This window comes from Pseudomonas sp. BN515, assembly GCF_029873155.1.
Lineage (GTDB): Bacteria > Pseudomonadota > Gammaproteobacteria > Pseudomonadales > Pseudomonadaceae > Metapseudomonas.
On record NZ_SSOH01000011.1, the window covers coordinates 216,708 to 241,134 of the forward strand.

Below are 24,427 nucleotides of genomic sequence, written 5' to 3' on the forward strand. Positions count from 1 at the left end.
TCACTCCCCCTGCCCTTTGTCAGAAACAATTCGGTATTCGGCGCTGCGCGCGTGGGCGGTCAGCGACTCGCCGCGGGCCAGGATGGACGCAGTCTTGCCCAGTTCGGACGCACCGTCGGCCGAGCAGAAAATGATCGAGGAACGCTTCTGGAAGTCGTACACGCCCAGCGGCGAGGAGAAGCGCGCGGTGCCGGAGGTCGGCAGCACATGGTTCGGGCCGGCACAGTAATCGCCCAGGGCTTCGGCGGTGTAGCGGCCCATGAAGATGGCGCCCGCGTGACGAATGTGCGGCAACCAGGCCTGCGGGTCGGCAACGGACAGTTCCAGGTGCTCGGGAGCGATGCGGTTGGCCACCTGGCACGCCTGGGCCTGGTCGGCCACGAGGATCAATGCGCCACGATTCTGCAGCGAGGTGCGGATGATCTCGGCGCGCTCCATGGTCGGCAGCAGCTTGTCGATGCTGGCGGCCACCTTGTCGAGGAAGGCAGCGTCGGGGCTGACCAGAATGGCCTGGGCGTCTTCGTCGTGTTCAGCCTGGGAGAACAGGTCCATGGCGATCCAGTCAGGATCGGTGCCGCCATCGCAGACCACGAGGATCTCCGAAGGGCCGGCGATCATGTCGATACCGACCTGGCCGAAGACGTGGCGCTTGGCGGTGGCAACGTAGATGTTGCCCGGGCCGACGATCTTGTCCACTTGGGGCACGCTCTCGGTGCCGTAGGCCAGTGCGGCCACGGCCTGGGCGCCGCCGATGGTAAAGACGCGGTCCACGCCGGCCACGCAGGCGGCAGCCAGGACGATCTCGTTGATTTCGCCACGCGGCGTCGGAACCACCATCACCACTTCGCCGACGCCGGCGACCTTGGCGGGAATCGCGTTCATCAGCACGGAGGACGGGTAGGACGCCTTGCCACCGGGTACGTAAAGGCCGGCGCGATCCAGCGGAGTCACCTGCTGGCCCAGCACCGTGCCGTCGGCTTCGGTGTAAGTCCAGGAATCCTGCTTCTGCTTCTCGTGGTAGCTGCGCACACGAGCCGCGGCGGTTTCCAGAGCCTTGCGTTGCTCAGCGGTAATGCGGGTCAGGGCCAGCTCCAGACGCTCACGCGGCAGGATCAGTTCGGCCATGCTGGTCGCCTGCACACCATCGAAGCGCTGGGTGAACTCGACCACAGCGGCATCGCCGCGCTCGCGAACGGCCTGGATGATGTCGAGGACACGCTGGTTGACCGCTTCGTCGGACACGCTTTCCCAGCTCAGCAGATGATCCAGGTGTCGCGCGAAATCCTGATCAGCGGCATTGAGTCGACGGATTGCGATTGGAGCGGTCATAGCGGGCCTCATGAATGGCAATTGCTCGGGCGCCGCTAGAGTAGCAAGCCCACCGTGCGGGCACCCGAGAATATTGGCTATGACACGGATAGGCGCGTGCGGCGCAGGGCCGCACTCAGGTGTCAGCTTTGGTGTCGGGATTCGACGGCGTTGCGCAGCACTTCGATCAGCGCCTGGATGCGCGCGTGCTGCATCTTCATCGAAGCCTTGTTGACGATCAGGCGCGAGCTGATGGTGGCGATCAGTTCCTGGGGTTCCAGGCCATTGGCGCGCAGGGTGTTGCCGGTGTCGACGACGTCGATGATCTTGTCGGCCAGGCCAACCAGCGGCGCCAGCTCCATTGAACCGTACAGCTTGATCACATCGACCTGGCGGCCCTGTTCGGCGTAGTAGCGCTTGGCGACGTTGACGAACTTGGTGGCGACACGCAGGCGCCCCTTGGGCTCAGGCGCACCAACCGCACCGGCGGTCATCAGCTTGCAGCAGGCGATCCGGAGATCCAGGGGCTCGTACAGGCCCTGACCACCGTACTCCATCAGCACGTCCTTGCCGGCAACGCCGAGATCGGCCGCGCCATGCTCGACATAGGTCGGCACGTCAGTGGCACGTACGATGAGCAGGCGCACATCCTCCTGGGTGGTGGGGATGATCAGCTTGCGGCTCTTGTCCGGATTCTCGGTGGGCACGATGCCGGCTTCGGCGAGCAACGGCAGGGTATCGTCGAGAATGCGGCCCTTGGACAGCGCGATGGTGAGCATGAAACTGGTTTTCCTTGGCTACGGCCCCTTCGGGGCCTGTTGCGCGGTCGTCATGGTCCCGGCCCATTCAGGGCCGGTCCGTATTTCGACCTAACCCGGCACGCGGCGAATCTTGGCGCCGAGCAACTGCAGTTTTTCTTCGATGCACTCGTAACCACGGTCGATGTGGTAGATGCGGTCGATCAGGGTATCACCCTCGGCCACCAGGCCGGCGATCACCAGGCTCGCGGAAGCCCGCAGGTCGGTAGCCATGACCGGTGCACCCTTGAGCTTCGGAACGCCGGTGACGATGGCGGTATTGCCTTCGACCAGGATCTGAGCGCCCATGCGATTCATTTCATAAACGTGCATGAAGCGGTTCTCGAACACGGTCTCGATCACCGCACCGGTGCCTTCGGCCACGGCGTTCATGGAAATGAACTGGGCCTGCATGTCGGTGGGGAATGCCGGGTACGGCGCAGTGCGCACGTTGACCGCTTTCGGGCGATTGCCCTTCATATCCAGCTCGATCCAGTTGTTGCCGGTGTTGATATGGGCACCGGCCTCTTCCAGCTTCTGCAACACGGCCTCGAGGATGGTCGGATCGGTGTCCTTCAACTTGACGCGGCCACCGGTGGCGGCAGCGGCTACCAGGTAGGTACCGGTTTCGATACGGTCGGGCATCACGTTGTAGCGAGCACCGCCGAGGCGCTTCACGCCGTCGATGGTGATGGTGTCGGTACCGGCACCCTGGATCTGCGCGCCCATGGCGATCAGGCAGTTGGCCAGGTCGACCACTTCCGGCTCGCGAGCGGCGTTCTGCAGAACGGAGCGACCGTTGGCCAGGGCAGCGGCCATCATGATGTTTTCGGTACCGGTCACGCTGACGGTGTCGAAGAAGAAATTGGCGCCACGCAGGCCGCCGGCCGGAGCCTTGGCTTTGATGTAACCACCTTCTACATCGATCTTCGCGCCCATGGCCTCAAGACCGCGGATGTGCAGGTCCACCGGGCGGGAGCCGATGGCGCAACCGCCGGGCAGGGCCACTTCGGCTTCACCGAAACGAGCCACCATGGGACCCAGCACCAGGATGGAGGCGCGCATGGTCTTGACCAGCTCGTAGGGCGCGACCAGGGTCTTGATGCTGCTGGCGTCGACTTCAACGGCCAGCTTCTCATCGATCACCGGCTGCACACCCATGCGACCGAAGAGCTCGATCATGGTGGTGATGTCGTGCAGGTGCGGCAGGTTGGCCACGGTGACCGGAGTGTCGGCCAGCAGCGTAGCGGCCAGAATCGGCAGCGCGGAGTTCTTGGCGCCGGAAATGCGGATCTCGCCATCGAGGCGTTGACCGCCGGTAATAATCAGTTTGTCCATTGCTCTCTCGGAAGCTGGGCTCAGGAACGCCCGGCCCAGTCGGCCCGGCTGAAGAATTTCATGGTGACGGCGTGGATGCTGCCATCGGCGATCCAGGCGTTCAGGTGGGCGTAAACCTGCTGCTGACGCTTCACCGGGCTCAGGCCGGCCAGCTCATCGCTGATCAGGTTCAGCTGGAAATTGCAGCCTTCCCCTTCAACTTCCACCTGGGTACCTGGCAGTTTTGCCTCCAGGAGGCTTTTCACTTCTACGGCCTGCATGCTCAACCTCAATCGGCGCCCAACGCGCGCGGGTCGGCCATGATACAAAAAAGCCCTCCGCCTGCGAACCCCGCGTGCGCGGGGCCTGACGGAGGGCCGTTGGACCGGCTCAAGCCTCGAGGGGTAACAGCTCGGTCACCCCGGAGACTTCGGCGATCTGCCGCATGTCTTCGGGCATTCCGCGCACCTTCACCGCCTTGCCGGCGGCTTCGGCGTCGCGCAGGAAAGCCAGCAGCAGGGCCAGCCCGACGCTGCTGGTCTTCTCCACTGCGGAGCAGTCCAGCAGCAGAGCTGCGCCGTTGCTCGCGCGGATCAGTTGCCCGCCCTTCTCACGCAGCTGCGGTCCGATGCTGTAGTCGAGCACGCCGATCAGGCGCAACTCGCCCGGAGCGGCCTGCTCGATACGGGCGTCACTCATTGGCCGCCTGCCTTCTTGGCTTCTTCGGATTCCTTGGCCTTGGCAACCACTTCCGCCCAACCATTGATGGTCTTGTCGAGGTCGTTGCCATTGCGCTGCATGGTGTCGGCGAACTGGTCACGGAACAGCTTGCCGATGTTGATGCCGTTGATGATCACGTTGCGCAGCATCCACTGCCCGTTGATGTTCACCATGGTGTAGGAGACCGGGTAGATGGCGCCATTGCTGCCCTTGACCTCCATGCTGACGCTGGTGCGCTCGGGGTCTTCCTGCTTGGGCGGCAGCACGCGGATTTCCTGGTTGTCGTACTCCAGCAGGGCATTACCGTAGAACTGGATCAGGCTGCGCTTGAAGTTCTCCTGGAAGCGCGTCATCTGCTCGGGCGTAGCCTTGCGCGAGTACTTCACGGTCATGATGCTACGAGAGATGCCGTCAGCATCCACCACCGGACCGAGGATGTTGTTCAGGGCGTCATAGAACGCGTTCGGGTCACTGCGATACTGCTGCTTGTTGGCCTTGAGGTCAGCGAGCAGTTGGTCGGTCGTCTGCTTTACCACGTCGTGCGCACTCGGCGCAGCACTGGCAAACAGGGGAAGTGCTGCCAGCAGCACCAGTAGGCCGTTTCGCAGGGCTTTCATCATCGTTCGAATCCTCATTTGCTTTCTTTGTTGACCGTGTTCAGCAGGAACTTGCCGATCAGGTCTTCCAGCACCAGGGCCGACTGGGTGTCACGGATGGTACCGCCATCCTTGAGCAACTCTTCGTCACCACCGACGCTGATGCCGATGTACTTCTCGCCCAGCAGGCCAGCCGTGAGGATGGAAGCCGTGGAGTCAGCGGGCAGGTTGTCCACGCGTTTCTCGACTTCCATCGTGACGCGGCCGGTATAGCTGTCGCGATCAAGATCGATGGCCGTGACCTTGCCAATGGTGACGCCGGCCATGGTTACCTTCGCTCTGACAGTCAAACCGGCAATATTGTCGAAATGAGCATAGAGCTTGTAGGTATCGCCATTGGCGCCATACGACAGACCGCTGACCCGCAGGGCCAGAAGCAGCAAGGCCAAGATACCGGCCAGGAGGAACAGGCCGACACCAATCTCCAAGGTGCGGATTTGCATCAGAAATCTCCAAACATCAAGGCAGTCAGGATGAAGTCCAGCCCCAGCACGGCCAGAGAGGCATAGACCACGGTTTTAGTCGTTGCGCGGCTGATCCCTTCCGAGGTCGGCTCGCAGTCATAGCCCTGGAACACGGCGATCCAGGTCACGACGAAGGCAAAGACGACGCTCTTGACCACGCCGTTCAGCACATCCTCGGTGAATTGCACACTATTCTGCATGTTGGACCAGAAGGAGCCTTCATAGACTCCCAGCCAGTCCACGGCCACCATTGCGCCACCCCAGATGCCCACCACGCTGAAGATCATCGCCAGCAGTGGCATCGAGATGAAGCCCGCCCAGAGGCGCGGGGCAATGATGTACTTGAGCGGATCGACACCGATCATCTCCAGGCTGGAGAGCTGCTCGGTGGACTTCATGTTGCCGATTTCCGCAGTCAGGGCGGAGCCCGCGCGGCCCGCGAAGAGCAGGCCGGTCACCACCGGGCCGAGCTCACGCAGCAGGGTGAGTGCAACCATCTGCCCCACCGCCTGTTCGGAACCATAGTCGACCAGGATGTTATAGCCCTGCAGGGCCAGCACCATACCGATGAAGACGCCCGAAACCACGATGATCGCCAGCGACAACACGCCGACGGCGTAGAGCTGTTTGACCAGCAAGTGGAAACCCTGGCCCACACCGGTGCGGCCGAACAGGGCATGCATCAGGAAGAGCGTGGAGCGCCCAAGCGCCTCCAGCACGTCCAGACCGGAACGCCCGAGCAGGCGAATGCGCTCGAGCAAGGATTTCTTGCGCATCAGCGCCCCCCCAGCAAGTCTTTGCGGTAATCCGGTGCCGGGAAATGGAAGGGCACCGGACCATCCGGAATACCTTGCATGAACTGGCGGATACGCGGGTTATCGGAATTCATCAGCTCGTCCGGAGTCCCCTGCCCCAGCACCTGGGCATCACCCACCACATAGATGTAGTCAGCGATGCTGGCAGTTTCCGCCAGGTCGTGGGAAACCACGATGCTGGTGATGCCAAGGGCGTCGTTGAGCAGTCGGATCAGACGCACCAGCACGCCCATGGCAATGGGATCCTGGCCGACGAACGGCTCGTCGTACATCAGGATCTGCGGATCGAGGGCGATCGCACGGGCCAGCGCCACGCGACGCTTCATGCCGCCGGACAGCTCATCCGGCATCAGCTCGATGGCACCACGCAGGCCGACCGCCTGGAGTTTCATCAGGACGATGTCACGAATCATTTCCTCGGGAAGCTTGGTATGCACCCGAAGCGGGAAAGCGACGTTCTCGAACACGTCGAGATCGGTGAACAGCGCGCCGCTCTGGAACAGCACACCGAACTGTTTGCGCATGTCGAACAGGTCGGCGCGAGAGAGCTTGGGCAAGTTCTGGCCGTTGACCCAGACCTCGCCACTTGCGGGCTTGAGCTGGGCGGCGATCAGGCGCAGCAACGTGGTCTTGCCGCAACCGGAAGGCCCCATGATGCCGGTGACCTTGCCGCGCGGGATACGAATGTCGACATCTTGGAAAATGCTGCGCGTGCCGCGTTTGAAGGTCACCCCCTTCAGTTCGACGGCATAGGCGTTTTCGGCGCTCATCTAGACTCCTTGCGATACAGCCTCCCTGAGAGACGACGCGCCCCAACGGAAGGACACCCCGCCCAGGACGGGCCGAACAAGGCGCGAACTATATCACCGCGCCAATGCGCCTCCCAAGGCCGCTCCAGCGTCTGTTCAGCTTTGCGACAGCATCCACGGCATTGGCGCGTGAGCTAAATCACCTTTATCGCTATAATCGCTGTCTTTTTCTTCGGCAACTGCACGCCTTCCATGAGCCAATCCAGCGATCTCATCAAGTCCGCACAACGCACTATCCAGCTCGAACGCGAGGCGATCGACGCCCTTCTGACGCGCATCGACGCCGATTTCGTTCGCGCCTGCGAGCTCATCCTGGCCTGCAAGGGACGCGTGGTAGTCGTGGGCATGGGCAAGTCCGGACATGTCGGTAACAAGATTGCAGCCACCCTGGCCAGCACCGGCACGCCGTCCTTCTTCGTACACCCCGCCGAAGCCAGCCATGGCGACATGGGCATGATCACCCGTGAAGACGTGGTAATCGCCCTGTCCAACTCCGGCTCCACCGCCGAAATCGTGACCCTGCTGCCGCTGATCAAGCGCCTGGGCATCACGCTGATCAGCCTCACCGGCAATCCGGATTCGCCGCTGGCCAAGGCCGCAGCCGCCAACCTGGATGCACGCGTGGCCCAGGAAGCCTGCCCGCTGAACCTGGCCCCCACCTCCTCCACCACCGCTGCCCTGGTACTGGGTGATGCCCTGGCGATCGCACTGCTGGAGGCCCGCGGCTTCACCGCCGAAGACTTCGCCTTCTCCCATCCGGGTGGTGCCCTGGGCCGGCGCCTGCTGCTCAAAGTAGAGAACATCATGCATGGCGGCGACAGCCTGCCCAGCGTCTCCCGTGGCACTCCGCTGCGCGAAGCGCTGCTGGAAATGACCCGCAAGGGCCTGGGCATGACCGCGGTAGTGGAAGACGATGGCCACCTCGCCGGTATCTTCACTGACGGCGACCTGCGCCGCACCCTGGACAAGGGCGTCGACGTGCGCCAGGCCAGCATCGACGATGTCATGACCGTCCATGGCAAGACCGTGCGCCCGGACATGCTCGCCGCCGAAGCCCTGAAGATCATGGACGACCACAAGATCAACGTGCTCGTCGTCGTCGATGCAGACGACCGCCCCATCGGCGCCCTGCACATCCATGACATGACCCGCGCCGGAGTGATCTGATGAGCAACGAACTCCTCGCCCGCGCCAAGGCCGTGCGCCTGGCCGTATTCGATGTCGACGGTGTACTGACCGACGGCCGCCTCTACTTCCTGCCCGGAGGCGGCGAATTCAAGACCTTCAACACACTCGACGGCCATGGCATCAAGATGCTGATGAGCACCGGCGTACGAACTGCCATCATCAGCGGCCGCCAGTCCGAGGTGGTCGAGCGCCGCGCGCAGAACCTCGGCATCCAGCACCTGTTCCAGGGGCGCGAAGACAAGCTGGTGGTGCTCGACGGCCTTCTTGCGGAACTCGGCCTGACCCATGACCAGGTTGCCTATCTGGGCGACGACCTGCCCGACCTGCCGGTGATCCGCCGTGTAGGCCTCGGCATGGCGGTAGCCAATGCCGACGCCTTCGTGCGCCAGCATGCCCATGGCGTTACCCAGGCACGTGGAGGCGAAGGCGCTGCCCGTGAGTTCTGCGAACTCATCCTGCGCGCCCAGGGCAGCCTCGAAGCGGCCCAGGCCGCCTACCTCTGAGATCCGACATGCCGAAGAACATACGCCTGGCGCTCATCCTGATTCCCATTGCAGCGCTATTCATTGCCCTGGGTTACTGGAACATCCGCCCAGAAAGCTTCATGGATCGCACCACCGCGACGGGCAACGACAACGCCATCGACTTCTATGTCGAAAACGGCAAGAGCACCCAGTTCCAGGAAGACGGCAAGCTCCATTACGAGATGACCGCCACGCGCCTCGAACATATGAAGGCCACTGATGTCACACTGCTGACCACCCCCGACCTGCTCCTGCACCGTGGCACTGACTTCCCCTGGCACGTGCAGAGCGAGCGTGGAGAAGTGGGCCCCGAGGGCAAGCAAGTCGAACTGATCGAGAAGGTCCGGGTAGCGCGCACCGATGCCAAGGGACGCCCGACTATCCTGACCACCAGCCGGCTGACCGTGTTCCCCGACCAGGAATATGCGCAGACCCAGCAAGCCGTTAGAATCGAAGCGGCCAATGGGGTGACCACGGCACAAGGAATGAAAGCGTACTTGAATGACAGCAGGATGCTCCTGCAGTCCAACGTAAGAGGCCAGCATGAGGTTCGTTAATACCCTCCCCCTATTGCTCAGCCTGGGCACCGCACTCGGAAGTGCCGCCGCCTGGGCACTGCCCACGGACCGCGACCAGCCGATTCGCGTACAGGCCGATAGCGCCGAGCTCGATGACAAGCAGGGCGTCGCGGTTTACCGCGGCAACGTCGTGATCACCCAGGGCACCCTCAAGATCACCGGCGACACCGTTACCATCACTCAGGACGCCAATGGCGACGTCGAGGTCTTCACCTCGGTCGGCAAGCCCGCGTACTACGAGCAGAAGCCATCAGTCGACAAGCAGATCGTCAAGGCCTACGGCCTGACCATCCAGTACTTCGCCGCCAATGAGCGCATCATCCTGCTCGACCAGGCCAAGGTCGTACAGGAAGGCAACACGTTCGAAGGCGAGAAGATCGTCTACGACACCCAGCGCCAGATCGTGAACGCAGGCCGCGCCACCGGCGGTAACGTGACCACTCCGCGTCCGCGGATCGACATGGTCATCCAGCCGAAGAAGAAAGAGCAGAAAGCACAGTAATGGCGACTCTCAAAGCCCAGCACCTGGCCAAGAGCTACAAGAGCCGCCAGGTGGTCCGCGACGTCAGCCTGTCCATCGACAGCGGTCAGATCGTCGGCCTCCTCGGCCCGAACGGCGCGGGCAAGACCACCTGCTTCTACATGATCGTGGGCCTGGTCAAGGCCGACCAGGGACGCGTCCTGATCGACCAGCAGGACGTCACCCACCAGCCGATGCACGGCCGCGCCCGTGCCGGCATCGGCTATCTGCCGCAGGAAGCCTCGATCTTCCGCAAGCTCAGCGTGGCGGACAACATCATGGCGATCCTCGAGACCCGCAAGGATCTCGACCGCGCCGCACGCCGCAAAGAGCTGGAAAGCCTGCTGCAGGAATTTCATATCAGCCACATTCGCGACAGCCTCGGCATGAGTCTGTCGGGTGGCGAGCGTCGTCGTGTGGAAATCGCCCGCGCGCTGGCCACGGCCCCCAAATTCATCCTGCTGGACGAACCCTTCGCCGGCGTGGACCCGATTTCCGTCGGCGACATCAAGCAGATCATCCATCACCTCAAGGCGAAGGGGATCGGTGTACTCATCACCGACCACAACGTCCGCGAGACCCTGGACATCTGCGAGACCGCCTACATTGTCAGTGACGGACAACTGATCGCCGAAGGTGATGCGGAAGCCATCCTGGCCAACCAGTTGGTGAAGGAAGTCTACCTGGGCCACGAGTTCCGCCTGTAGTTTCCCGCAACCACGCCTACAAGACGGGTTGCGCGGGCTAGGAAAATCCTTCAAGGTCAGGCATATAATTTGCTTCCTGGTGGCGCCCCGGCGCCCTGTAGTGGATGGCGCGCGAGCGCCGGCGAATAAGGTGCTAAGCCCTCTGCCATGAAACCATCGCTAGTCCTCAAGATGGGCCAGCAGCTGACGATGACCCCGCAGCTGCAACAGGCCATTCGCCTGCTCCAACTCTCCACCCTGGACCTCCAGCAGGAGATCCAGGAAGCGCTCGAGTCCAATCCGATGCTCGAGCGGCAGGAGGATGGCGACGATTTCGACACCTCTGACCCCATGGCCGAAGGCGACCAGCAGCCCAATTCCGGCAGCCAGGAAACCAGCTTTCAGGAGTCCAGCGTCGAGACCAATGCCGAAGCCATGGAAGATGGCGAGTGGCACGAGCGCATCCCCAGCGAACTCCCCGTCGACACGGCCTGGGAAGACGTCTACCAGACCAGCGCCAGCAGCCTGCCGACCAACGATGACGACGAGTGGGATTTCACGTCGCGCACTTCGGTTGGCGAGAGCCTGCAGAGCCACCTGCTCTGGCAACTCAATCTGGCGCCCATGTCCGATACCGACCGCCTGATCGCGGTCACCCTGATCGATTGCATCAACAACGACGGTTACCTCGAAGAGTCTCTTTCCGAGATCGTCGAAGCCTTCGATCCGGAGCTCGGCATCGAGCTGGACGAAGTCGAAGTCGTCCTGCATCGCATCCAGCAATTCGAACCCGCCGGCGTTGGCGCCCGCGACCTGCGCGAGTGCCTGCTCCTGCAATTGCGCCAGCTGCCTCCGGGCACTCGCTGGCTGGCCGAGGCCCAACGCCTGGCCGGTGACTTCCTGGACCTGCTCGGCAGTCGCGATTACAGCCAGCTGATGCGCCGCATGAAGGTCAAGGAAGACGAACTGCGCCAGATCATCGAACTGATCCAGGGGCTTAATCCGCGCCCCGGCTCCCAGATCGAAGCCAGCGAACCCGAATACGTGGTGCCGGATGTGATCGTCCGCAAGCACAACGAACGCTGGCTGGTGGAACTGAACCAGGAAGCCGTACCGCGCCTGCGGGTCAATCCGCACTATGCCGGATTCGTCCGTCGCGCCGACTCCAGCGCCGACAACACTTTCATGCGCAATCAGCTTCAGGAAGCGCGCTGGTTCATCAAGAGCCTGCAGAGCCGCAACGAGACGCTGATGAAGGTCGCCACCCAGATCGTCGAGCATCAGCGCGGTTTCCTCGAATACGGCGACGAGGCGATGAAGCCTCTGGTCCTGCACGACATCGCCGAAGCCGTGGGTATGCACGAGTCCACCATCTCGCGCGTGACCACCCAGAAATACATGCACACTCCCCGCGGAATCTACGAGCTGAAGTACTTCTTCTCCAGCCACGTAAGTACTTCGGAAGGCGGCGAATGCTCGTCTACCGCAATCCGCGCCATCATCAAAAAACTGGTCGCAGCGGAAAATCCGAAAAAGCCGTTGAGCGACAGCAAGATCGCTGGTTTACTGGAAGCACAGGGCATTCAAGTGGCCCGTCGCACAGTAGCCAAGTATCGCGAATCCCTTGGGATTGCCCCTTCCAGCGAACGAAAGCGACTGATGTGACGCGGAAATTGACCCACGCCAAAGTGTTCCGGTGGCAGGCCCGTTAGCCTGTCTCTTATACACGGGCAATAAGGAGAAAGCGGTATGCAAGTCAACATCAGTGGACATCAACTGGATGTGACCGACGCCCTGCGCAACTACGTTGTCGAGAAGTTCGACCGTCTGGAGCGCCACTTCGACCGAATCACCAACGTTCAGGTGATCATGCAGGTCGAAAAACTCAAACAGAAAATCGAAGCCACTTTGCACATCGCCGGCGGCGAAGTCGTTGCCAACGCGGAGCATGAAGACATGTACGCCGCCATCGACCTGCTTACCGACAAGCTTGATCGCCAACTGATCAAGCACAAGGAAAAGCAACTAAACCGCCAGCAGGGTGCCACCGCCCGCTGACCCCTCCTCTATGATCCGACTTGAGCAAATCCTGACCCCCGGCCGTTCCCTGGTGAACGTGCCGGGTGGCAGCAAGAAACGTGTACTGGAACAGATCGCCAAGCTGGTCGCTCGCGACCTTCCCGACCTCGACAACCAGGACATCTTCGAAAGCCTGGTAGCGCGGGAGAAACTCGGCTCCACCGGTTTCGGCAACGGCATCGCCATTCCCCACTGCCGCCTCACTGGCTGCACGTCGCCCATCAGTGCCGTGCTGCGCCTTGACGCTCCAGTCGATTTCGACGCCATCGACGGCGCCCCGGTTGACCTGCTGTTCGTGCTGCTGGTCCCCGAAGCTGCCACCGATGAACACCTTGAACTGCTCCGCCAGATCGCCAGCATGCTCGACCGCAGTGATGTGCGCGAGCGCCTGCGCCAGGCTTCCGACAGCACCAGCCTCTACCAGGTGGTAGTGGACGTGCAGAGCGGACGCTAAGGTTCTTCCATGCGCCTGGTCATCGTCAGCGGCCGCTCCGGGTCGGGCAAGAGTACCGCCCTCGATGTTCTCGAGGACCACGGTTTCTACTGCATCGACAACCTGCCCGCTGGCCTGCTTCCCGAACTTGCCGAACGGGCCCTGCTGCACACCGAGCTACTGGAACCCCAGGTCGCCGTGTCCATCGACGCACGCAACCTGCCCAGCCAGCTGCAGCGTTTTCCCGAGTTGCTCAGCGAGGCCCGCAATCGCCACATCAAGTGCGACGTGCTGTACCTCGATGCCGACCACGACACGCTGCTCAAGCGCTTCTCGGAAACGCGCCGGCGCCACCCACTGACCAATGACAACCGCTCCCTGGCCGAAGCCATCCGGGACGAGGAAGTGTTGTTGGCGCCCATCGCCGATCTCGCCGACCTGAAGATCGACACCACGCACCTCAACCTCTATCAGCTACGCGACAGCATCAAGCTGCGCCTGCTGAATCAGCCCGAACCCGGCACTGCTTTCCTGATCGAGTCCTTCGGCTTCAAGCGTGGCATGCCGGTCGACGCCGACCTGGTGTTCGACGTGCGCTGCCTGCCAAACCCTTACTGGAAGCCGGAGCTGCGGGACCATTCGGGACTCGCGCCGGCTGTCGCCGAGTACCTCGCCGGGCAGCCGGATGTCGAAGAGATGTATCAGGATATCCTCGGCTATCTGAGCAAATGGCTGCCGCGCTTCGCCGCCAGCAATCGCGCCTACGTCACGATCGCCATTGGCTGCACTGGGGGCCACCACCGTTCGGTCTATGTTGCCGAGCGTCTGGGGGCGGCGCTGAAACCCAGTTTGAAGAATGTCCAGGTTCGCCACCGCGACCTCAGTTAGAAGGATTGGAAACGCGATGCCAGCCTGCGAGATCACCATCATCAACAAACTCGGCCTGCACGCCCGGGCCGCAGCGAAGTTCGTCGGGGTGGCCGGTCGCTTCCCTTGTCAGATCCGCGTGGGCCGCACTCCCGAGAGCCTGGTGGACGGCAAGAGCATCATGGCCGTGATGATGCTGGCCGCCGGCAAGGGCACTCCCATTCACCTGCACACGGAAGGCGATCAGGACGACGACGCCCTCAATGCGTTGATCGAGCTGATCAACAACAAGTTCGACGAAGGTGAATGACCGTCATCTGCTCCAATGAAAAACGCGCCCATCTGGGCGCGTTTTTCGTTCTGGAAACAGGCAGCCTCAGCTACCGGCCACCGTCATTTTCTCGATGAGCACCGAGCCGGTGCGGATGTTGCCGCGCAGTTCCAGATCGCTGCCCACGGCGAGGATCTGGCGGAACATGTCCTTGAGATTGCCGGCGATGGTCACTTCCTGCACCGGGAACTGGATCTCTCCGTTCTCCACCCAGTATCCGGCGGCACCACGGGAATAGTCCCCGGTCACCATGTTCAGCCCCTGCCCCATCAGCTCGGTCACGAGCAGTCCGCGCCCCATGCGCCGCAGCAGCGCTGTCTGGTCCTCCTGGCCGTGGCTGACGAAGAGGTTGTGTACGCCGCCGGCGTTGGCCGTGCTGGGCAACCCCAGCTTGCGCCCGGAGTAGGTGCCGAGGATGTAGGAAACCAGTTCGCCTTTCTCGACGAAGGGCTTGGCGTAGGTCGCCAGGCCGTCGTTGTCGAAGGCGGCACTGGCCATGGCGCGCGGGATATGCGGGCGCTCGTCGATGGACAGCCACTCGGGGAACAGACGCTGGCCCAGGGCGCCTTCGAGGAAGGAGGACTTGCGGTACAGGTTGCCGCCGGAAATGGCGCCGAGGAAGCTGCCGAACAGTCCGGTCGCAAGCTCTGCGGCGAACAGCACTGGCACTTCGCAGGTGGGTACCGGCCGCGCGCCCAGGCGAGCGGCAGTACGTTCGGCAGCGCGGCGACCGATGCTGGCCGGATCGGCGAGCTGGCTGCCAATACGGCTGACGTCGTACCAGTAGTCACGCTGCATCTGCCCCTGCGCCTCGGCGATCATCACGCAGCTCAGGCTGTGACGGGTGCTGGCGTAACCGCCGACGAACCCGTGGCTGTTGCCATAAACGCGGCAACCCTGATGGGTATTGAGCGTGGTGCCGTCCGCCTTGCTGACGCGTTTGTCGGTCTCGAATGCCGCCGCCTCGCAGATCAGCGCCTGCTCCACGGCCTGTTCGGGCGTGATCGCCCAAGGATGGTATAGGTCGAGTTCCGGCATGTCGCGGGCCATCAGGGCCGCGTCGGCGAGACCGGCGCACTCGTCCTCGGAAGCATGTTTCGCGATGGCCAGGGCTGCAGCCACGGTTTCGCGGATCGCATCCTCGCCGCTCGCCGAGGTGCTGGCCGAGCCTTTGCGCTGGCCGACATACAGGGTGATGCCGAAGCCCTGGTCGCGATTGAATTCGACTGTTTCCACCTCGCCCTGGCGAACACTGGTGGACAATCCCTGCTCCACTGAAACAGCCACCTCACACGCACTGGCGCCCTGGCGCCGGGCTTCGGCGAGGATGCGTTCGACCCGCGCCTGCAATTCCGGCAATGCTTCCGGGCCGACCACTTCTACTTCACTCATAGCCACTCCAGTTCAAAAATTCTTCGACGCGGCAGGCGCAACCGGGCGCCTTGCCGCACGTACCGCGCTCCGGCGGCGCCAGCCGGGCCGGACAACGCGGCCCCGACTGGTTATCATGGCGGCGTTTCCAACTGGACCACCCCCATGGCTGAATTCTTCGACGACGACTTCTCCGGAGAGAAGAGCAAAACCCAGGTCAAACGCGAGCTGCATGCCCTGCAGGAACTCGGTGAGCGCCTGACCACCTTCAAGGCCGACGTACTGGCCAAGCTGCCGCTGACCGACGCCCTGCAAAAGGCCCTGGCGGAAGCGCCGAAGCACAAGGCACACGTCGCCCGCAAACGGCACATCCAGTACATCGGCAAGCTCATGCGCGAGCAGGACGTCGAAGCCATCGTCGCCCTCATCGACCAGCTCGACAGCTCCACCCGCGAGTACAACGAGCGTTTCCACGCCCTGGAACGCTGGCGTGACCGCCTGATCGAAGGTGGCGATGCCGCCCTGGAGAGCTTCGTCGCCGACTACCCGGATACCGACCGTCAGCACCTGCGCGGCCTGATCCGTCATGCCCAGCACGAAGCGGCCCACAACAAACCGCCGGCCGCCGCGCGCAAGGTGTTCAAATACATCCGCGACCTGGACGAATCCAAACGCGGCTTGCGCTGATCCTTCCGGGGGCCGCCATCAGGCCCCCGTCCCACCTACGGTAATCGCGTCGATCTTCAGGGTCGGCTGACCCACGCCCACCGGCACCGACTGACCGTCCTTGCCGCAGGTACCCACGCCACTATCCAGTGCCAGGTCGTTGCCGACCATGGACACCCGGCTCATGGCCTCGGGGCCGTTGCCGATCAGGGTCGCGCCCTTCACCGGGGCCGTAATCTTGCCGTTCTCGATCAGGTACGCCTCGCTGGTGGAGAAGACGAACTTGCCGCTGGTGATGTCCACCTGGCCACCACCGAGATTCGCGCAGTAGATGCCTCGTTCCACCGACGCGATGATCTCCTGCGGGTCGCTCTTGCCGGCCAGCATGTAGGTGTTGGTCATGCGCGGCATCGGCAGATGCGCATAGGACTCACGGCGACCGTTGCCGGTGCGCGCCACCTTCATCAGGCGCGCGTTGAGCTTGTCCTGCATATAACCCTTGAGCACGCCATTCTCGATCAGCGTGGTGCACTGGGTCGGGGTGCCTTCGTCGTCGACACTGAGGGAACCGCGGCGGTAAGCCAGGGTACCGTCGTCCACGATGGTGCAGAGGCTGGAGGCGACCCGCTCGCCGATACGGCCGCTGTACGCCGAACTGCCCTTGCGGTTGAAGTCGCCTTCCAAACCGTGGCCCACGGCTTCGTGCAGCAACACCCCGGACCAGCCTGCGCCCATCACCACCGGCAGGGTGCCGGCCGGTGCGGGAATGGCTTCCAGATTGACCAGGGCCTGGCGCAATGCCTCACGGGCGTAGCCCATGGCGCGATCTTCCTGGAGGAAGTAACGATAGTCGGTACGCCCGCCACCGCCGTGCCCACCGCGCTCGCGGCGACCATTCTGCTCGACGATCACGCTGACGTTGAAACGCACCAGCGGACGGACATCGGCACCCAGGCTACCATCGCTGGCGGCGATCAGGATGCGCTCCCAGACACCGGCCATGCTCACGGTGACCTGTTTGATACGCGGGTCCAGCGCACGGGTGGCGGCGTCGACCTGTTTCAGCAGCTCCACTTTCTCGGCGCGGCTGATCACATCCAGCGGGCTGCCGGAGTCGTAGAGGCGGGTGATCTGTGGACTGGCAAATGCCTGGACCCGGCCCTCCTGCCCGGCTCGCGAAATCGAACGCGCGGCCCGCGCCGCCTGGCGCAGGGCATCGGCGGTGATGGCATTGCTGTAGGCGAACCCCGTCTTCTCGCCGGACTGGGCACGCACGCCCACCCCCTGGTCGAGGTTGAAGCTGCCTTCCTTGACGATGCCGTCTTCCAGCACCCAGGACTCGGAAATCTGCCCCTGGAAATAGAGGTCGGCGGCATCGATACCAGGGCCGGCCAACTCGCCGAGGATCTCAGGCAACTGCTCGATACTGAGGTCACCAGGCGCCAGCAGATGCTCGCTGACGGACAACAAGAGGTCGCTCATAACTTCTCCGTACGCGCCGGCCCGGGAACGGCCGGCGTCATGAATCTTCTGTGGGTGCTCACGGGCATGCGCTGGCGAATGGCCGCCTGTTCGTCGGCGTCACGCCGGGCGAGCAAAACGGCCTCACCTCTGGGCTGTTCAGCCAGCACCCGCCCCCAGGGATCGACAATGGCCGAATGGCCGAAGGTTTCGCGCGGACCGGGATGTATCCCACCCTGCCCCGCCGCCAGCAGGTAGCACTGGGTTTCGATGGCGCGGGCGCGCACCAGCACTTGCCAGTGGGCCGCCCCCGTAACGGCGGTGAAGGCGGATGGCGCGCTGATCAGCTCGGCGCCGGCTTCGCGCAGGGCGCCATAGAGTTCGGGAAAACGCAGGTCGTAGCAGACGGTCAGGCCGAGCCGACCCACCGGGGTGTCAGCCACCACCACCTGGGCACCATGGGCGTAATCGTCCGACTCGCGATAGCGACCGCGCGTGTCGGCCACGTCGACATCGAACAGGTGGATCTTGTCGTAGCGCGCGGCTCGTTCGCCGTGCTCGTCGATCAGCAGGGAACAGGCGTTGGCCTTGTCCGCCGGCCGTTCGTCAGGTGGTAGTGGCAGGGTGCCAGCCACTATCCACAGTTTCAGATCACGGGCCGCCTGGCGCAGCCAGGGCAGGATCGGCCCACGGCCTTCGGCTTCGGCACGCCCGAGGTCGGCCAGGTCGCGGCGGCCGATGGCCGCAAAGTTCTCCGGCAGCACGGCCAGGCGGGCGCCGCCTTCGGCAGCCTGCTCCAGCAAGCGCCGGGCATCGGCGAGGTTGGCCAGGACATCGTCCTGGCTGACCATCTGAATCACGGCAAGGGACATCGGAATCTCCGCACAAGGCATGGGATGCATGCTAACCCAAGCCACGAAAGCTCGCTTCAACGAGACTTTTCAAATGGCTTTTCGAAGGTGATCTTGGGGTTCTTCCACGAACCTTCAACCTTGTATTGCACACTGGCGAAGCGCGCCACCTTGTCGCCCAGCAGCTTGTCGACCACGAACAGCGCGCCACCGATGGCAGGCGCACCGACGATCAGCGCCGCCAGAGGCAGGTTGTTGGTCACCGGCAGGGTTACCAGCAGCTTGGCGTCGATGCGATCGGCGGCAAGGTCCAGGGTGCCGTCCAGCTCCAGGCCACTGGACGGGCCTTCGAGCGTGATGGGTTTACGAGTGACGAAGCGCCCATCGCTCCCCACCAGCAATCCCTTGACCCGGTCGTAGGCCAGCCCCTTGCCCAGCAGGTCGGAGAAGTCCAGGCGCAGGCGGCGACCGATGGAGTTGAAGTTGAGCAGGCCGAACACCCGCAGAGCTTGGGCACCGCCCTCCACTTCGACGAACTGGCCGTTGCGCAGGCCGGCGTCCAGGGAGCCGGAGTAACGCTTGAGACTGACCCAGGCCGGCGACCCCGGCCAGCGCCCGTCGGCATCCAGGCGGAAGCGCTCGCTGGTGGCCGACGGCGCGTAGTTCCAGGCCTTGAGCACATCCGCCAGGTTCTTGCCTTCCATCCGCCCCTTGTACCAGGAGGCGCTGCTTTCAGCGGTGCCTTCCCAGCCGGCCGAACCGGTTACTTTCAGGCCCCGCAGATCGAGATCCAGGTCGCTGAAACCCAGCCCCTTGGCATTCGGCCGCGCCTTGAAGGACCAGGCACCCAGCGGCGAATTCCCCAGCACCACCTGATCGATACGCACATCGAGCGCTGGCACCTGGCGCGGGTCGACACCCGCCAGCGGATCGGGCTTGGCATCGGCCTCTGCTTCATTTTCCGGCGGTTCGGGCAGGCGCACCTGCTTCAAATGGATGGAGATGGGCGCGTCCTTGGCATCGGCCATCGCAACGGTGCCCTGCATCAGGGCGCTGTCCAGGCCAAGGTTCCAGCCACTGGAGGAACGCTCGAGGTTCACCTTGAGGTTCTCCAGGTTCGTGCCGAAGCCCTGGAACCGGCCGATCTCCAGGTTGGCGCTTCGTAGCATGCGAGCCTTCTCGGCGCCATCCTTGGGGGCGTACTGCTTGGCCAGCGCCAGCCAGGGCGTCGTATCCAGCTCCGAGACCCGGCCACGAACGCGCAGGCCCTTGTTCCCCGGCAAAGTGGCCGCGCCGCCGCCCAGCACCAGGTCGCCACGCGCATCGTCCAGTTTGCCAACGGGGGCCGCCAGGGCCAGGCTGGCCAACCCGGCGTAGTCGAGCCAGTAGCGCCGCTCGTCGCCGTCCAGGGTCATGCGCCAGCTGGTGTCGCGACTGTCATCGGCGGTCTTGCCGAACGGAGCCGGCAGATCGACCGCCAGTCCCTTGAGATTGGAGTCGATGCGCAGTTGGCTGTCCTTGCCATCAAGGCTCAGGTTCAGGCTGTAGGGCACGGTTCCCGAGGCGGGCAACGGCTGGGTGACGCCAAGCCAGGTGACAAGGTCCGTCAGGGCGATGCTGCCGTTGGCAAAGATGCGCGAGCGGGCCTTGCCGTTGCTGCCTTCGGCCTGCGCCCTGGCACGGACCTCGCGTCCGAAGGCCTGACCACGAATGTCCTGCGCGCTCAGCCCCTTGTCGGTGTCGTAGCGGAAGGAGCCCTTGAGCTGGCTGAGGGCCAGCTCCGGGCGCGCGATTTTCAGCTGCGCATCGCGGGTAGAGAGATCCACCACCACGTGGGGCGCATCGCCCTTTTCCAGCGGTATGTCCAGTTTCAGGTTGCCATCCAGGGTGCCCTGCCCCTGCCAGCCGGCGAAGACGCTGGCGGTACCCATCGGGGCCTCCTGGAGAATCTTCAGGCCATCGGTGAAGCTGCTGTCCAGTTTGGCTTCCAGTTGCAGGCGCGGTATTTCCCCGGGCTCCACGTGGGGAACCTCGGCCTCGGCGTCGCTCACCCGGCTGTCGAGGATGCGTCCGTCCGGCACCTTGATCCGCACCCCCGTGTCCTCGATGAACACGTCGCCACGAGCCTCACGCAGCTCCGGCCAACCGGGCTGATAGGCCAGCTGGGCGTCGTGCACCTTGAAGAACAGGCTGAGGGAACGGGCGGACGGATCAGCGCCATGGGCCAGCGAGCCCTGGTACTGGAAGATGCCTTCATCCACCGCACCGCCCTTGATTGCCTCCTTGAGCCACTTGGACAGCGCCGGGCTCATTCCCGGCGAAAGCGTGGGCAGGTACTTCTCGGTGTATTTGGCATCGCCGTCGCGCAGGCCGACGCGCAGGTCCATGTAGTCCTCCGCCTCGGGGTCGCGCATCAGGCGGATCAGCATATCGCCGGCGATGCTGCCCTCCTCGCCCTCCAGCCGCATATAGGGGCTGGCCAGGGTGAAGGCGGTGTCGTCCAGGCTCCAGGTCAGGCGTGCATTGGCTTCGCGGTAATGCCAGGCCTTGGGGAAGAGATGGTCGAGGTGCAGGGCAAAGTCGTTCGAATCCAGGCGCAGCTCGCCCTGGGACAGGTCACCTGCCAGGCTACCGCTGACGTTCTCGGCCGCTGGCGCACCGTGGTAAGCGTTGAAGCCGACATCATCCAGGTTGCTGCTGAACTCCAGGCGCTTGGCGCCTTCCTGCCCTGGGCGGTAGTGCAAGCTCAGGTTGCGCAGGGCGCCCCTGGGCTTGAGGCCAGCCACCGCGGCTGCGGCCTGCTCGGGCAGTGGCACCAGGGCGTCGACTACTGGCAGCAGAGGCGCCACGTCGAGACGATCGACGCTCAGCGACCATTCGGGTTGCTCGCCCGCCTTGTGGTCGAGGCGCAGATGAACGTCGCCCCAACGCTGCTTGCCAATATCAGCGGCAAGGGAGTCGAGCAGAACCTGGAAACCTTCATCGGTACGGGTGAAATAGGCATTCAGCCCCAGGTTGTTGAGGGTCACGGCCTTGCGCTCGGCATAGGCGCCGCGCGCCTCGGGCACGTGCAATCTGGCGACCGCGCGCTGCAGGCCGCCCTTGGCCCACTCACCCCAGAGCTCCCCGCCGGCCTGCAGGTGCTGCAGGTGCCACTCGCGGGTCAGGCTGGCAGGCAGCCACCGCGCCCAGTCGGTCTGCGGCAGGCTCAGATAGAGTTCGGCATCACCCTGCAGCCAGGCCTCGGTATTGAGCCGGGTGCGCAACCGCAGGGCCAGGGGCTGACCATCCGGCAATGCGAGACGGCCGTCGAGCCTCTGACGGCTGCCAGTGGATTTCAGGCCGAGGCTGATCCCATCGAAGTGGGTCGGTTCCTGCCCGTGCGGCGCCAAGGTCAGCCGGCTGTTCAGCACCGATACATGACCGACCTGCCGCAGCAGGTCACGCAACTGCCAGGGACCTGGCAGCGGCTTGTCGGAGTCGGCGGCGAATCCTTGCAGATGCCATTTGCCGCCGTCGTCCTGGTTCAGGGTCAGTTGCACGCCGTCGAGTTCCAGGCGTGCGATCCGCGGCTGCTGCGCCATCAGGCTGCCCAATACATCGGGCACCACCCTGAGCTGCTCCAGGCGCAGGGCACCATCGCCCTCCCCCAGCAGTACGTCATGGGCGATCAACAGCGGCGACAGCCCGTGCCAGCGCCCTTCCAGGGCACCGATCTTCAACGACTGCCCCAGCGCGGCGGCTGCCTTTTCTTCCGCCTCGCCACGGTACTCGGCCACCAGGGGCACGAGCTCGCGCCCCAGGCTGACGTAGAGTGCAGCCAGCACCAGGACCAGGGCGCAAAGCCCCAGCGACCAGCGCAGGATGCGCATCAACCAGCGGGCAAAGGCGTCCACTCAGCGCCTCAGAGCAGGACTACGTCGTACTGTTCCTGGGAATACATGGTTTCCACCTGGAACTTGATCGGACGCCCGATGAAGGCTTCCAGATCGGCGACGTTGCCCGATTCTTCGTCCAGCAGACGGTCCACGACTTTCTGATTGGCCAGCACCAGGTAGCCTTCCGCCTGGTAGGCGCGCGCTTCGCGCAGGATCTCGCGGAAGATTTCGTAGCAGATGGTCTCCGCGGTCTTCAGCAAGCCGCGCCCCTGGCAGCACGAGCAAGGCTCGCAGAGCACCTGGATCAAGCTTTCGCGGGTGCGTTTGCGGGTCATCTGTACCAGGCCGAGTTCGGTGATACCGATGATGTTGGTCTTGGCGTGGTCGCGTTCCAGCTGTTTCTCCAGGGTGCGGAGCACCTGGCGCTGGTGTTCTTCATCTTCCATGTCGATGAAGTCGATGATGATGATCCCGCCCAGGTTGCGCAGGCGTAGCTGGCGGGCAATGGCGGTGGCCGCTTCGAGGTTGGTCTTGAAGATGGTCTCTTCGAGGGTGCGGTGGCCAACGAACGCGCCGGTGTTCACATCGATGGTGGTCATCGCCTCGGTCGGGTCGATGATCAGGTAACCGCCGGACTTCAGCAGCACCTTGCGTTCCAGCGCCTTCTGGATTTCGTCCTCGACGCCGTAGAGGTCGAAGATCGGCCGCTCGCCCGGGTAATGCTCCAGGCGGTCGGCGATTTCCGGCATCAGCTCGTCGACGAACTGCGTGACCTTCTGGAAAGTTTCGCGGGAGTCGATACGGATCTTCTCGATGCGCGGGTTGACCAGGTCACGCAGGGTGCGCAGGGCCAGGCTGAGGTCTTCGTAGATGACCGAGGGCGACGGCGCGGTCTGCATCTGCGCGGAAATCTGCTCCCATAGGCGGCGCAGGTAACGGATGTCCACCAGGATCTCGTCGGCACGGGCGCCGTCGGCAGCGGTACGCAGGATGAAGCCACCGGCTTCCTCGATCCCTTCGGCGGCGATGCAGTCGGCCACCACCTGCTTGAGGCGTTCGCGTTCGGCTTCGTCCTCGATCTTCAGGGAAATGCCAACGTGGCTTGTGCGCGGCATGTACACCAGGTAACGCGAGGGAATCGACAGCTGGGTGGTCAGACGTGCGCCCTTGCTACCGATGGGGTCCTTGGTGACCTGCACCACCAGGCTCTGGCCTTCATGCACCAGTGCACTGATGCTCTCGACGGCGCTGCCCTCGCGGGTGCTGATTTCCGAGGCATGGATGAAGGCGGCGCGGTCCAGCCCGATGTCGACGAAGGCCGCCTGCATCCCCGGCAGTACCCGCACGACCTTGCCCTTGTAGATGTTGCCGACGATGCCGCGACGCAGGGTGCGCTCGACATGCACCTCCTGCAGCACACCGTTCTCCACCACCGCCACGCGCGATTCCATCGGCGTGATATTGATCAGAATCTCTTCGCTCATGCCGTGACCTATCCCAGGTGCTGCCAACAAGGAATGCCGAACCCGGCGAGCATTTCCGCCGTTTCCAGCAGCGGCAATCCCACTACCGCTGAATAACTGCCTTCGACGCGACTGACGAATACCGCACCCAGCCCCTGAATAGCGTAGCTGCCGGCCTTGTCTGCGGGCTCGCCACTTGCCCAGTAGGTTTCCAGTTCGGCTCGGGAAATGGCGCGGAAGCGCACCCGGCTGGCGACTACACGCGATTCACAGCGGCGCGCATCGGCCAGGGCGACGGCGGTAAGCACCTCATGCTCACGCCCGGAAAGCATTTCCAGGGTCGCCAGGGCGTCATCACGATCGTCCGGTTTGCCGAGGATGCGGCCATCCAGCACCACGGTGGTATCGGCGCCCAGCACGCAGGCATCCGCGGGCTCGGACAGGCTGGCGAGCCCGGCCAGGGCCTTTTCACGGGCCAGGCGCTCTACATAGGCGGAGGCGGCCTCGCCAGGCTGGGCGGTTTCGTCGATGGAGGCGATCAGGGTGATATGGGGAACGCCGATCTGCGCCAACAACTCGCGCCGGCGCGGCGACCCCGAAGCCAGATACAGCGTGGCCATGCGGACTTCTCCCTGTCGAAGACAG

Annotated in this window: 26 protein-coding genes; 11 read left to right on the forward strand and 15 right to left on the reverse strand. The window is 63.7% G+C overall.

Annotated elements, in window-relative coordinates:
- From hisD to E8E91_RS02275, 9 genes are all read right to left on the reverse strand, one after another.
- Positions 1–1,329, reverse strand: coding sequence for a histidinol dehydrogenase (gene hisD / locus E8E91_RS02235; protein ID WP_280374417.1), 1,329 nt, complete (start codon positions 1,327–1,329; stop codon positions 1–3).
- A 122-nt stretch (positions 1,330–1,451) separates the two neighbouring features.
- Entirely contained in the window at positions 1,452–2,087 is a 636-nt protein-coding gene (hisG, locus tag E8E91_RS02240) for an ATP phosphoribosyltransferase (RefSeq protein ID WP_280367133.1), read from the reverse strand.
- A 90-nt stretch (positions 2,088–2,177) separates the two neighbouring features.
- Positions 2,178–3,443 (reverse strand): UDP-N-acetylglucosamine 1-carboxyvinyltransferase, encoded by a 1,266-nt coding sequence (gene murA, locus E8E91_RS02245; protein WP_179061779.1) that lies wholly within the window; start codon positions 3,441–3,443, stop codon positions 2,178–2,180.
- 20 nt (positions 3,444–3,463) lie between these two features.
- The gene (locus tag E8E91_RS02250) at positions 3,464–3,703 is read right to left on the reverse strand and encodes a BolA family protein (RefSeq protein ID WP_151131957.1); all 240 of its coding nucleotides are present in this window, start codon (positions 3,701–3,703) and stop codon (positions 3,464–3,466) included.
- Between the two features lie 109 nt (positions 3,704–3,812).
- A complete protein-coding gene (locus tag E8E91_RS02255) occupies positions 3,813–4,121 on the reverse strand; it encodes an STAS domain-containing protein (RefSeq protein WP_280374418.1) in 309 nt (102 codons plus the stop codon).
- Positions 4,118–4,762: an ABC transporter substrate-binding protein gene (locus tag E8E91_RS02260; RefSeq protein WP_280374419.1), complete on the reverse strand. Its 645-nt coding sequence runs from the start codon at positions 4,760–4,762 to the stop codon at positions 4,118–4,120. The genes E8E91_RS02255 and E8E91_RS02260 overlap by 4 nt, the downstream gene beginning before the upstream one ends.
- An 11-nt stretch (positions 4,763–4,773) precedes the next feature.
- Positions 4,774–5,241 (reverse strand): outer membrane lipid asymmetry maintenance protein MlaD, encoded by a 468-nt coding sequence (gene mlaD / locus E8E91_RS02265; protein WP_190827132.1) that lies wholly within the window; start codon positions 5,239–5,241, stop codon positions 4,774–4,776.
- Entirely contained in the window at positions 5,241–6,038 is a 798-nt protein-coding gene (mlaE, locus tag E8E91_RS02270) for a lipid asymmetry maintenance ABC transporter permease subunit MlaE (protein ID WP_280374420.1), read from the reverse strand. Before mlaE ends, mlaD begins: the two co-directional genes overlap by 1 nt.
- Positions 6,038–6,847, reverse strand: a complete 810-nt coding sequence (locus tag E8E91_RS02275; RefSeq protein ID WP_226283571.1) for an ATP-binding cassette domain-containing protein — start codon at positions 6,845–6,847, stop codon at positions 6,038–6,040. Before E8E91_RS02275 ends, mlaE begins: the two co-directional genes overlap by 1 nt.
- Before the next feature lie 231 nt (positions 6,848–7,078).
- Between E8E91_RS02275 and E8E91_RS02280 the strand changes: the two genes are divergently transcribed.
- The 10 genes from E8E91_RS02280 to E8E91_RS02325 all read left to right on the forward strand — a co-directional run bounded on the left by E8E91_RS02280 (position 7,079) and on the right by E8E91_RS02325 (position 14,071).
- Complete coding sequence (locus E8E91_RS02280) at positions 7,079–8,053, forward strand: KpsF/GutQ family sugar-phosphate isomerase (protein WP_280374421.1); 975 nt, start codon at positions 7,079–7,081, stop codon at positions 8,051–8,053.
- On the forward strand, positions 8,053–8,577 hold the full coding sequence (locus E8E91_RS02285) for an HAD family hydrolase (RefSeq protein WP_280374422.1): 525 nt from the start codon (positions 8,053–8,055) through the stop codon (positions 8,575–8,577). Before E8E91_RS02280 ends, E8E91_RS02285 begins: the two co-directional genes overlap by 1 nt.
- Positions 8,578–8,585: 8 nt before the next feature.
- Positions 8,586–9,155 carry an LPS export ABC transporter periplasmic protein LptC gene (lptC, locus tag E8E91_RS02290; RefSeq protein ID WP_280367121.1) on the forward strand — a complete coding sequence of 190 codons (570 nt, stop codon included), beginning with the start codon at positions 8,586–8,588 and terminating at the stop codon, positions 9,153–9,155.
- A complete protein-coding gene (gene lptA, locus E8E91_RS02295) occupies positions 9,142–9,678 on the forward strand; it encodes a lipopolysaccharide transport periplasmic protein LptA (RefSeq protein WP_190827124.1) in 537 nt (178 codons plus the stop codon). Before lptC ends, lptA begins: the two co-directional genes overlap by 14 nt.
- Positions 9,678–10,403 (forward strand): LPS export ABC transporter ATP-binding protein, encoded by a 726-nt coding sequence (lptB, locus tag E8E91_RS02300; protein WP_190827122.1) that lies wholly within the window; start codon positions 9,678–9,680, stop codon positions 10,401–10,403. The genes lptA and lptB overlap by 1 nt, the downstream gene beginning before the upstream one ends.
- Before the next feature lie 147 nt (positions 10,404–10,550).
- Positions 10,551–12,047: an RNA polymerase factor sigma-54 gene (locus E8E91_RS02305; RefSeq protein WP_280367117.1), complete on the forward strand. Its 1,497-nt coding sequence runs from the start codon at positions 10,551–10,553 to the stop codon at positions 12,045–12,047.
- 84 nt (positions 12,048–12,131) lie between these two features.
- Positions 12,132–12,440 carry a ribosome-associated translation inhibitor RaiA gene (raiA, locus tag E8E91_RS02310; RefSeq protein WP_016490962.1) on the forward strand — a complete coding sequence of 103 codons (309 nt, stop codon included), beginning with the start codon at positions 12,132–12,134 and terminating at the stop codon, positions 12,438–12,440.
- A 10-nt stretch (positions 12,441–12,450) separates the two neighbouring features.
- Positions 12,451–12,915, forward strand: coding sequence for a PTS IIA-like nitrogen regulatory protein PtsN (gene ptsN, locus E8E91_RS02315; RefSeq protein ID WP_190827118.1), 465 nt, complete (start codon positions 12,451–12,453; stop codon positions 12,913–12,915).
- A gap of 9 nt (positions 12,916–12,924) precedes the next feature.
- Positions 12,925–13,782 (forward strand): RNase adapter RapZ, encoded by an 858-nt coding sequence (rapZ, locus tag E8E91_RS02320; RefSeq protein ID WP_280374423.1) that lies wholly within the window; start codon positions 12,925–12,927, stop codon positions 13,780–13,782.
- Between the two features lie 16 nt (positions 13,783–13,798).
- On the forward strand, positions 13,799–14,071 hold the full coding sequence (locus tag E8E91_RS02325; RefSeq protein WP_280367110.1) for an HPr family phosphocarrier protein: 273 nt from the start codon (positions 13,799–13,801) through the stop codon (positions 14,069–14,071).
- 66 nt (positions 14,072–14,137) lie between these two features.
- On the opposite strand, the gene pmbA is transcribed toward E8E91_RS02325, so the two are convergent.
- Entirely contained in the window at positions 14,138–15,484 is a 1,347-nt protein-coding gene (gene pmbA / locus E8E91_RS02330; RefSeq protein ID WP_280374424.1) for a metalloprotease PmbA, read from the reverse strand.
- A gap of 144 nt (positions 15,485–15,628) precedes the next feature.
- Here pmbA and yjgA point away from each other — a divergent pair, with 144 nt between their 5' ends.
- The gene (yjgA, locus tag E8E91_RS02335; protein WP_280374425.1) at positions 15,629–16,150 is read left to right on the forward strand and encodes a ribosome biogenesis factor YjgA; all 522 of its coding nucleotides are present in this window, start codon (positions 15,629–15,631) and stop codon (positions 16,148–16,150) included.
- Positions 16,151–16,168: 18 nt separating this feature from the next.
- Here the strand turns inward: yjgA and tldD are convergent, their stop codons facing one another.
- The 5 genes from tldD to E8E91_RS02360 are packed head-to-tail and all read right to left on the reverse strand — an operon-like array spanning position 16,169 to position 24,402.
- Positions 16,169–17,611, reverse strand: coding sequence for a metalloprotease TldD (tldD, locus tag E8E91_RS02340; RefSeq protein ID WP_151131940.1), 1,443 nt, complete (start codon positions 17,609–17,611; stop codon positions 16,169–16,171).
- Positions 17,608–18,462 carry a carbon-nitrogen hydrolase family protein gene (locus E8E91_RS02345; protein WP_280374426.1) on the reverse strand — a complete coding sequence of 285 codons (855 nt, stop codon included), beginning with the start codon at positions 18,460–18,462 and terminating at the stop codon, positions 17,608–17,610. Before E8E91_RS02345 ends, tldD begins: the two co-directional genes overlap by 4 nt.
- Before the next feature lie 56 nt (positions 18,463–18,518).
- Positions 18,519–22,337 carry a YhdP family protein gene (locus E8E91_RS02350; protein WP_280374427.1) on the reverse strand — a complete coding sequence of 1,273 codons (3,819 nt, stop codon included), beginning with the start codon at positions 22,335–22,337 and terminating at the stop codon, positions 18,519–18,521.
- A gap of 8 nt (positions 22,338–22,345) precedes the next feature.
- Entirely contained in the window at positions 22,346–23,803 is a 1,458-nt protein-coding gene (rng, locus tag E8E91_RS02355) for a ribonuclease G (RefSeq protein ID WP_151131937.1), read from the reverse strand.
- A gap of 8 nt (positions 23,804–23,811) precedes the next feature.
- Complete coding sequence (locus tag E8E91_RS02360) at positions 23,812–24,402, reverse strand: Maf family protein (RefSeq protein WP_280374428.1); 591 nt, start codon at positions 24,400–24,402, stop codon at positions 23,812–23,814.
- Positions 24,403–24,427 lie beyond the last annotated feature (25 nt).